Genomic DNA, 9,756 nt, shown 5'->3' on the forward strand with positions numbered 1-9,756 from the left:
TTACGTTGAAATGATACTGGCTTTTACAGCAAAGGGGAAGAAAACGATCGCGTGTGTGATGTTGGCGTTAATTTATTTTGAAACGATCGTTCCTGCATATGCGTTAGGGAAGGGGAGAAGTGTGTATCGCGCAGCGCCGGAAGAAGTATATACATCAAACATACCTTCGCCAGTGGCTGCACGGATGCCGGTGAAAGCCCCTGCAGCTGTGCCTGCCGCACCTCGAAAAGGAATCGGCGGTCCTACCCAGCCGGAAACGGAAGCCTTCCATTCTGTGAACAGTGATAATATGGTGGACCTCTTCTCCGGTGATTTCTCTTATAATATTCCTTTAATGGATGTGGGAGGATATCCTATTGCACTGGGTTACAGCAGCGGTATTTCTATGGACCAGGAAGCCAGCTGGACGGGGTTAGGGTGGAATATTAACCCGGGCACCATCACGAGGAATGTACGTGGATTGCCGGATGATTTCAACGGATTGGATTCTGTGACAAAAACGGTAACAATAAAAGAGAATAAAACAACCGGAGGATCGCTGGGTATTGGAGCGGAAATGTTTGGATGGGATCTTAAAGGGGTGAAGGACGCGCTTTCTCTCTCCGCAAGCGCATCTATAGGCGCTTACTTGAATACTTACCGCGGCTGGGGAATGGAAATAAGCCTTAACCCCAGTTTAAGTGCCAGTAATAAGACAGGAGGAACGCTGACAGCAGGTTTGGGATTGGGTATGAATACCCAGCAGGAGGGATTGTCGATAAGCCCGGGGCTGAGTATTGCCCTGCAACAGGAGGCTACAAAGGACCATACCGTATATGGCGGAAATATCTCCAGTTCTCTCACTTATAATACCAGGAGTGGTATGAAGGCGTTGCAGTTTTCAGGTGGACTGAATAAATACCGGCAATATGAGAAAGAGGTGAAAGAAAAGAATGCAGCAGGTGAGGAAGTAACGAAAACGACCACTTATGGAAGATCTGCCAGTGTGCTGAATTTTTCCAGTTACATTTCTTATGCGTATCCAAGCTCTACGCCCGCAATGAGCATCCCATATACCAGCGTGATGTTTACCGGTAAGTTTGCTATCGGGGGAGAGATCAACGGGTTTCACCCTAATGCTTTTGCCACCGGTTATCAATCGCGTCAGTACATAGCGCCGGCAGATAGAGTGATGAGATTGCCTGCTTATGGGTATCTCCATTTCTATGAAGGCTCCTTACATGATAATGCCTTAATGGACTACAACCGGGAACGTGAGATGCCAATCAAAGAAGGGATTAAGAATATTGCCATTCCTTCCTATACCAGTGATGTATTCTCTATTTCAGGGGAAGGATCAGGTGGTATGTTCCGTGCTTATCGCAATGATATCGGGTATGTATATGATCACTATATGCGTACACGGGACAAATCCCAAAGCCTCGGAGGAGAACTCGGATTAGGTAATGCACTGCATGGCGGAGTAGATCTTTCTATGACGCGTTCCTATACTATAAATTCCCCCTGGCAGGAGAATAATCCTTTGGCAAAGCAAATTGCCTTTACCAAATCAGAGAAGCAGTACGAAGCAGTGTATTTTAAAAATCCGGGGGAAACCAGTATTAACCCGAAAGCTTATTATGAAAAACTGGGAGGAGATGACATTGTATTTCCCCAGTTAACAGGTAACAATACGCCAGCGATTTCTACTACTGAAGCCTTATGGAGATACCGGGGCGGTAAATACATCGGCGAACTGTCCTTTAATAATATCAATGCTTCCAGCAGGGAGCGCGACAAGCGTACCCAGGTGATTTCTTATCTTACTGCAGACGAAGCCAGTAAAGTAGGGCTTACAAAGTTGATTGAAAATTACGGAGAGAACCAGTATGTATTCGGCAATTGTAACGACACCTATTCTTCTGCGCCTGAAGAAAAACACGGGTTCTACAGAAAGAGTTATAAAGGGCAGAATTTTGAAGATGAGAAGACAACAATTATCGATGGTTTTATAGATTTCGATGATGCTGGTGTTGGTGTGAAGGGACTCACCTATCGTTCAGGATTACCGAATAAAGTTGATTTCTCCTGCCGCTGGTATGGCCGGTTAAAGGCACCGGCAACTGCGCCGTATGACTTTAGATTCAATGTAGATGACGGTATAAGAGTATATATAAATGGCGTAAAATTCAGCACTGATCAGTATGATTGGGATTGGAAGAGAAGCGGGGTTCCCTTTGATGGTGGGTTCCAGGTGAATCTGGAGAAAGATAATATGTACGACCTGATGGTGGAGTACTACAATGCAGGTGGTGATGGAAGAATTCACCTGAATGCTTATTATGGAAACAAGGCAATCACTGCGAATGATATATATACTACGGATAAGAATTACAGCTATACCATTTTACCGGGAAAGCTGACAAAGGAAGAAAGGGTAGATAGTATCCGGCAAGCTCATCACATTTCCGAGATCGATGTATTGAATGACGATGGTAAAAAATACGTATATGGGTTACCGGTATATAACCTCCGGCAAAAGGAAGTAACCTTTTCTGTAAAGCACGAGAATGGTAACAGAGAAGAAGGGACCGTATCTTATAATTCAAACCCGAACGATCCAACCCGCGATGATGACGTTACTAATCAGAATGGGAACGATCATTATTTTACATCAGAGGAAACTCCTGCCTATGCGCACTCCTTCCTGCTTACAGGAATAGTGTCTCCTGATTATGTGGATATAACCGGCGATGGCATTTCAGATGATGATGCGGGCAACGCAGTAAAATTCAACTATACCAGAACTGCCAGCAATGCTAATCCATATAAATGGCGTACCCCGTATACAAAAAATGCTACTTATAATGAAGGTTTCCTTACAGAAACCCGCGACGACAAAGGAAGCTATGTATATGGTGAAAAGGAATTGTGGTATCTGAACTCAATTGAGTCAAAGAACATGGTGGCTACATTTACCCTGGAAGACAGGGAAGATCTTTTACCCATTGACGAACATGGCGTAAAGATCCTTAACACGCACCAGGCAAAAAGATTAAAGGAAATTAACCTCTATGTAAAAGCAGACTACCTGAATAAGAAAAGCAAGCCCAAACCGGTAAAAACAGTGCATTTTGAATACAGTTATGAACTGTGCCCGGGTGTAAATGCACCTGAAAGTAATGCGGGCAAGCTTACGCTGAAAAAGGTATGGTTCTCTTATAATGGTAATGAAAGTAAAACAAACATTAAGAGAGCGCAACAGAATGCTTATGTGTTTAACTATAATACCAACAACCCTGGCTATAATAGTAAATCATTTGACAGGTGGGGGAATTATAAAGCGGCTTCCCAGAATCCTATCGACGTCAATGGTAAACCAATGACTAACCCGGAGTATCCTTATGCGATACAGGACAGCACTATAGCTGCCGCCAATGCAGGTGCGTGGACGCTGGATTCTATCACATTGCCATCAGGCGGACGGATTAAGGTAGTATATGAAGGAGATGATTATGCTTTTGTACAAAACCGCCGCGCTGCAAGGATGATTAGTATTGCCGGATTTTCCGAAAGAAAACCAACACAGCTGCAGGATCTGAACAATCATTTATATGAGCATGGGCTAACCTGGAAACACGATAATCTTTATGTAGCGTTTAATGTGCCAAAAGCAGTTACTACCAAACAGGAAGTATTCAATAATTATCTGACTGGGTTACATGATACCTTGTTTTTTAAGATGAACGTAAAAATGCCATCGGATGACTTTGGAAGCGGAAATGAGTATGTGCCATGTTATGGCTTCATTGATACAAATGATTACGGGTTTATTAACGGGAATACAATTTATGTAAAGCTCCGGGCTATCAGTAAGGAAGGAGAAGAAGGTGGTGACTTTAGCCCGCTGGCCCAGGCGGCAGTACATTTCCTGCGGTTGAATCTTCCTTCAAAGGCCTTCCCCGGTTCAAATACAGGTGAAACGCTGGAGATAGCTGAGGCTGTTAAAATGATTGCCAATCTTGCTAAGGGACCATTGCAAAACCTGGTGAGTTTTGACAAGAATGCACGTAAGCAGGGATGGGCTCAGCAAGTGGATCTTAACCGTTCGTTTGCGAGGTTGAATGATCCATACTATAAAAAATATGGAGGTGGGTTAAGGGTGAAGCGATTGTTGATCTATGACCACTGGAATAAAATGACGAAGCAGAAAGAATCAATTTATGGAACGGAGTTTAAGTATACTACTGTAAAGAAGATAAATGGTAGAGAGGAAGAAATTAGCAGTGGGGTGGCTACCTATGAACCAGTTTTAGGGGGCGATGAAAATCCCTGGCATACACCGGCCATCTATAGAGAACAGGCCGCATTCCTGGCCCCGGTATTTACCAGCTATGTGGAAACTCCCCTGGGAGAAGGTTTCTTTCCTGGCGCCAGTGTAGGATATGCTAAAGTAACCACCAGGTCTGTTAATACAAAAAATACCCGCTCGGCAAACGGAAGGGAAGAAACCTGTTTTTATACGAGTTATGAGTTCCCCACTATTGTAGAGAGTTCAGAAATTGATAATATTTCCAAATTCCGGTTTAAGCCTACACTGGCAAGTTTGCTGAAAATTAATGCAAGGTATCACCTGGCCATCAGTCAGGGTTTTAAAATAGAACTTAATGACATGCATGGTAAATTAAGGTCGCGGTCTACTTTTGCCGAAGGCGGAAAAGATCCGATTGCTGCTACCACTTACTATTATCGTGTCGACAATGATTCATTGGAAATTAAACATCTTTCCAATACGGTTACTACAATCAATGCAAAAGGTGAAATTGACACTACCGCCCTGATAGGAAAGAATATTGAACTGATGATGGATATGCGTCAGCAAACCTTCCGTACGCATAGTGATAATCTGAATATCAACTCAGATGGTTTTGTAATATTCCCTTATTATTTCTATATCCCTACAGGGTTTCCACTTCCTCAAAATGAAGAGAATATCTTTAAATCTGCTGCCGCTACCAAAGTCATTACCCGTCATGGTATTGTCGACCGGGTGGAAGTGATTGATAAAGGCAGCAAGGTGATAACGCGTAATCTGCTATATGATAGTGAAACCGGGAATGTATTGCTTACTGCCACACAGAATGAATTTGGTGATTCCATTTATGACTTCAAGTACCCGGCAGCATGGGCATACGATGGAATGTCAGGCGCTTATAAAAACATCAATACCGAATTGAAAGGATTGGATATAAAGAATGGAAAAATTGTTTCTGGTTTGCCTGCGGCAGAACAACAACAGCTTTTTGCATCTGGTGATGAAATAATGATCTACTCCCGTAACCGTATTTATGGAGATGCTTGTGGAAGCGATAAAAGAGGACTGGCCTATTTTCCGAGTAACAGCAGGATATGGGCAGTGGATGCCAATGCCTTAAACGGCAATGCTCCGGATATTTATTTCATGACGAGAGAAGGTGTTCCCTTCACAGGAGAAGATGTTTCGCTGAAAGTGATTACTTCCGGACGTAAAAATATCAGTACCACTATTGGTGGTGTAACAATGATGAAGAACCCGTTGGTGAAAACGGGGAATAATTATCAACTGGTGATTGACAAAAGCCGGGATATTATTAATGCCTCAATGGTGGAATACAAGCAGAACTGGCAGGTAGAAGATGCGATGAAGCAGGTGAAGGAATGTGTTTATTAATTATAAAATCACGGTAATGTATATACGGATTATCTTATTATGGATCGGGCTTTTTTTTACAATACAGCTATCGGCACAACAAACTTCGCCTGCCGCCAGGGAGTTAGTGGGAGAATGGGTGATAACGAAGGTCGCTACCAAACTATATGCACAGGATGGCGGAAGACTGCTGGACAGCAGGACAATAGTCTCTAAGGACTCAATAGCAATGGTGCGCGGTTTTGTTCCGCTATCTATATCCTTCCGTATGGAAGATTGCACCATTATACACAGCTATGGTGTTGAAGCGGGCAAGTATACTGTCAGGGGAAATGATCAGTTGATCTATTTCAGATCACAGGGATTAAAGCCAGATAATAAACCGGTAACGGAAGGCCCCTCATGGGAGTATCATATCCTGAATGGTATTGTATTGACAATTAATATGCCACCGGGCAATTATGTAGATAAGCAATCAAAACTACCTGTAAAACTGGTTTATACCTGTTACTATGAAAAAAAGAAATGATCTGATGTCCGGAACTATACGCATATTTTTTTCAGGTATGAAGAAATTGGAGTTATCTCAAGGGAGATATAAGCAGTTATTGATAGTCATTGTTTTATTGTTGAGTAGTGTGCTGACAACATTTGCACAATGCGATAACTGGAGCATATCAGCTGCAATAGTAAATGCTACCTGTAAGGACAATGGAAAGATTACAGTGACATTAACTAATGCCGGTAGCCTGGATAGCCTGTTATACCAGCTGGAGGCCATTACAGCCGGAGGAACCAATATTACACAAAGTACTTCCAATGTGCTTGAACATATAAGACCCGGTACTTATAGATTAACTGTGACAGGATTGTGCGGCAGTACCCCGGTATTGAAAACATCGGAAGTAACAGTGGGAGGAAGCTATGTAGAACCAGCTTTTTATCTTTCCGAAGCAGGCCGTGCTTTTGGCAGCTGTAAGTCGGGAAAGATGAGGGTAGATATCCAGAATGGGATCAGGCCGTATACTGTTGTGATAGTGAGCGCTCCTGCAGGTTATACCGGGCCTCTTAGTTTTACTACTGATACCAGCTTTGTTGTTATAGACAGTTTGCCGGCAGGTAATTATGAAATCTCTGCCGGAGATAATTGTGGCAGTGGTGGGGTTAAACAAGGACGTATTACATCAATCAGTTTTGATACCTACGACTTTTACTTCAATAGTGCTGAAATACGTTGTAACCAGGTAGTGTTACCTGCGCTGCGCATGTACGACAGAGAATCGGAATTCCTGAATAGTAATTCACCCATATCAATAAGTTATAAGATTGGAAATTATCCGGCCACTCCCTATTATACAGCTACGCAGGACCTCATTTTTTATACATTACCGGAGGGGGTTACTATAGATAGCCTATATGATAAGGTCATCGTTATAACGGTGAAATCGACATGCGGCCAGCAGATGACGAGAGAAGCCACTTTTTTTAAGCCGTACCCATACCTGGGAGTTTCACGTAATTGTAACGTTTCAGGTAACATTGAGTATTATATCCCGTATTATTACTTTTGCTTTCCAATGTACCTGACTGTTCAGAATGAGTCCGGACAAATATGGACGAAATCTATACCGAGCAGTCAATATGCAAGTGGGAGTTTTACAAATCTGCCATTTGGTAACTACACTGTGCGCGCATTTAACGAGGATAGCGTTCAGCTGTCGGATGCATTGGTGCGGCTCATGGCGGATACGAGTAAACGTCTCAGCGTTCAGATCTATTCTTCGGCCGGTGAACGCGGAAACGATGGCGCTATTGGTTTTCAGCTGATTTCAGAAGGAGATGGTTTTCGTAAAAATACACATGTACGGCTTATAAGTCCTGTTGAATATGCTACAGAATTAGTTGTACCATATGATAATTACAGAAGTGTTTTTATGGAGAATCCTGCCGAAGATGCGAGTCGTAAATTCGCTATGGGCGACTATGTTTTTGTTGTAGACGATGATTGTGGTTCAGATACGTTGTTTTTGCACGTGGGTGAAGAAAATGTGTACAGGTATGATTGGAACTATACAGCAGAAGAAACCTGTGAAGGCTTGAGAATTACTCCCAGCGGAACGGTTAGTGTAAACGGTGTTGTAAGAACTGGAATGACTTATAGAGTTATCAGTAATTCACCTGATTTTTCTTATAATTCAGGTAATATTGGTACCGGGGTAAGTATGGTATTGCCTAACGGAGGAGCCTATAAGATAATTGTAGGGGTTTTCAATCCGGAAGATTTTTCTACGCCGGCCTCCGGTGGAAATGGCAGAAATGCTAAAACACTTTTTTATGCGCAGCAACCGCTGGACCTGGACCCATCCTCATTGGGCTGGGTGTGCCCCGGTGCTCCTGCCAACTCTGGTAGTATCCGTGTGAAAGCAATCAATGGATACAGCAGGGGAAGTGCATTTACCTATAAGCTGGCTGAAGAGGGATATGGAAATACTGGTCCTTACCTGGATGTGAATACAACCGGAAGCTTTACCTCCAACGCTAATTATTCCCTGGTAAAGAATAAGAACTACGATATCCAGGTAACAGACTCCTGCAGACGTTTTATTGTAAGAGGAATTAAAATCCTTGACTTTGCCAACTTCCAGGCTATCACCACAGATAAGCCACTGTTCTGCGTTGGTGACACCGTATATTTTTCTGCCGTAAACCTGCCAACAACAGCTAAAACCTATACCTGGACCAATCCCCAGGGAAGTATTTTCTCTTATTCGCAAAACCCGGTTATATATAATGTAGACTCTACCCATGTAGGTAACTATCATGTAACGATCAGCTCAGATCTCTGCGGTGCACCTATTCAAGGGGATCTCAATCTGCGTGTAGCGCCTTATATTATTAAATGCTACAGTGCTGTTACAGATACCAGCGTAAATCCATATTTGCACGGATTGCTGGGTAACTGGCATCCGGTAAGATCTTACACCTACTACAGTGCCCGGGCAGAATCATCTCCGGCACAAGGAACCAATATCCGTAAAGATGGTGCATTCAATGATTTCCTCTCTTTCTGGCAAAAACAAACAAAAGGATGGGTACCTCAAACAAATAATCCTGCATGGGTATGGAACGCCGAAAGTACCATTTTCAATAAGAAAGGATTTGAGTTGGAAAATAAAGATCCGTTGGGCCGCTATAATGCAGCGATATATGGTTACGACAACGCGGTGCCGGTTGCAGTGGTGCAGAATAGCCATTTCCGGGAGGCCGGTTATGATGGATTTGAAGATTATAGTTTTGGCAACAACGACTGTGCCGATGGTAATTGTCCGGTAGACCGTCATTTTAGTTTTGCGATGTACCGGAACAGGATGGATACGCTGCAAAGTCATACGGGCAGGTATAGTTTAAGAGTGCAGCCGGGAGATAGTATTTCCCTGGCGGCCATCGTTTCTGATACAGACAGGGTAGCGCTTTCTCCGGACTTTAAGATGGGATTGAATAATTGTTCTACTGATCCTGCTTTACAGAGTGTACGGGTAAACCGGGATATTCTCTTGCCTGTGTTTTCTCCGCTGGCTGGGAAAAAGGTCGTCTTCAGTGCCTGGGTTAAGCAGGCGCAGGAATGCCATTGCAGCACCTATACAAACGTTAATGTTACGCTGTTTGTAGGTGGGCCAAATCGTGTGACAGTGGAAGCAAAACCCAGGGGGGCCATCATTGAAGGATGGCAACGGTATGAAGAAGTAATTGAGGTGCCGGCAGGCTCTACTGCATTTAGTATGGTGATTGCTACCACAGGTGGTGTTACCGCCTATTTCGATGATATCCGGGTGCATCCTTATAACGCCAATATGAAATCATATGCGTATGATCCCGTCAACCTCCGTTTAATGGGAGAACTGGATGAGAATAATTATGCCACTTTCTATGAGTATGATGATGATGGTACGTTGATCCGTGTGAAGAAGGAAACGGAAAGGGGGATTAAAACAATTAAAGAAAGCAGGAATGCCTTGCTGAAGGACGCGACAGAGTAACAACTGTATTGAACAATTTATTAAAAAAGCATTCCCGAACCTATTAGAATA

At 43.3% G+C, this 9,756-nt stretch carries 3 protein-coding genes; all 3 read left to right on the forward strand.

The genetic code is table 11. The annotated features are described in order from the left end of the window. Positions 1–10 precede the first annotated feature (10 nt). The 3 genes from PV783_RS15340 to PV783_RS15350 all read left to right on the forward strand — a co-directional run bounded on the left by PV783_RS15340 (position 11) and on the right by PV783_RS15350 (position 9,705). Positions 11–5,689, forward strand: a complete 5,679-nt coding sequence (locus tag PV783_RS15340; protein ID WP_420988609.1) for a PA14 domain-containing protein — start codon at positions 11–13, stop codon at positions 5,687–5,689. A 16-nt stretch (positions 5,690–5,705) separates the two neighbouring features. Then, entirely contained in the window at positions 5,706–6,197 is a 492-nt protein-coding gene (locus PV783_RS15345) for a hypothetical protein (protein ID WP_420988610.1), read from the forward strand. 109 nt (positions 6,198–6,306) lie between these two features. Continuing rightward, on the forward strand, positions 6,307–9,705 hold the full coding sequence (locus PV783_RS15350; RefSeq protein WP_420988611.1) for a hypothetical protein: 3,399 nt from the start codon (positions 6,307–6,309) through the stop codon (positions 9,703–9,705). The last annotated feature ends 51 nt before the right edge of the window (positions 9,706–9,756 follow it).

It is taken from the genome of Chitinophaga sp. CC14 (assembly GCF_048957795.1).
GTDB classification, from domain to species: domain Bacteria; phylum Bacteroidota; class Bacteroidia; order Chitinophagales; family Chitinophagaceae; genus Chitinophaga; species Chitinophaga ginsengisegetis.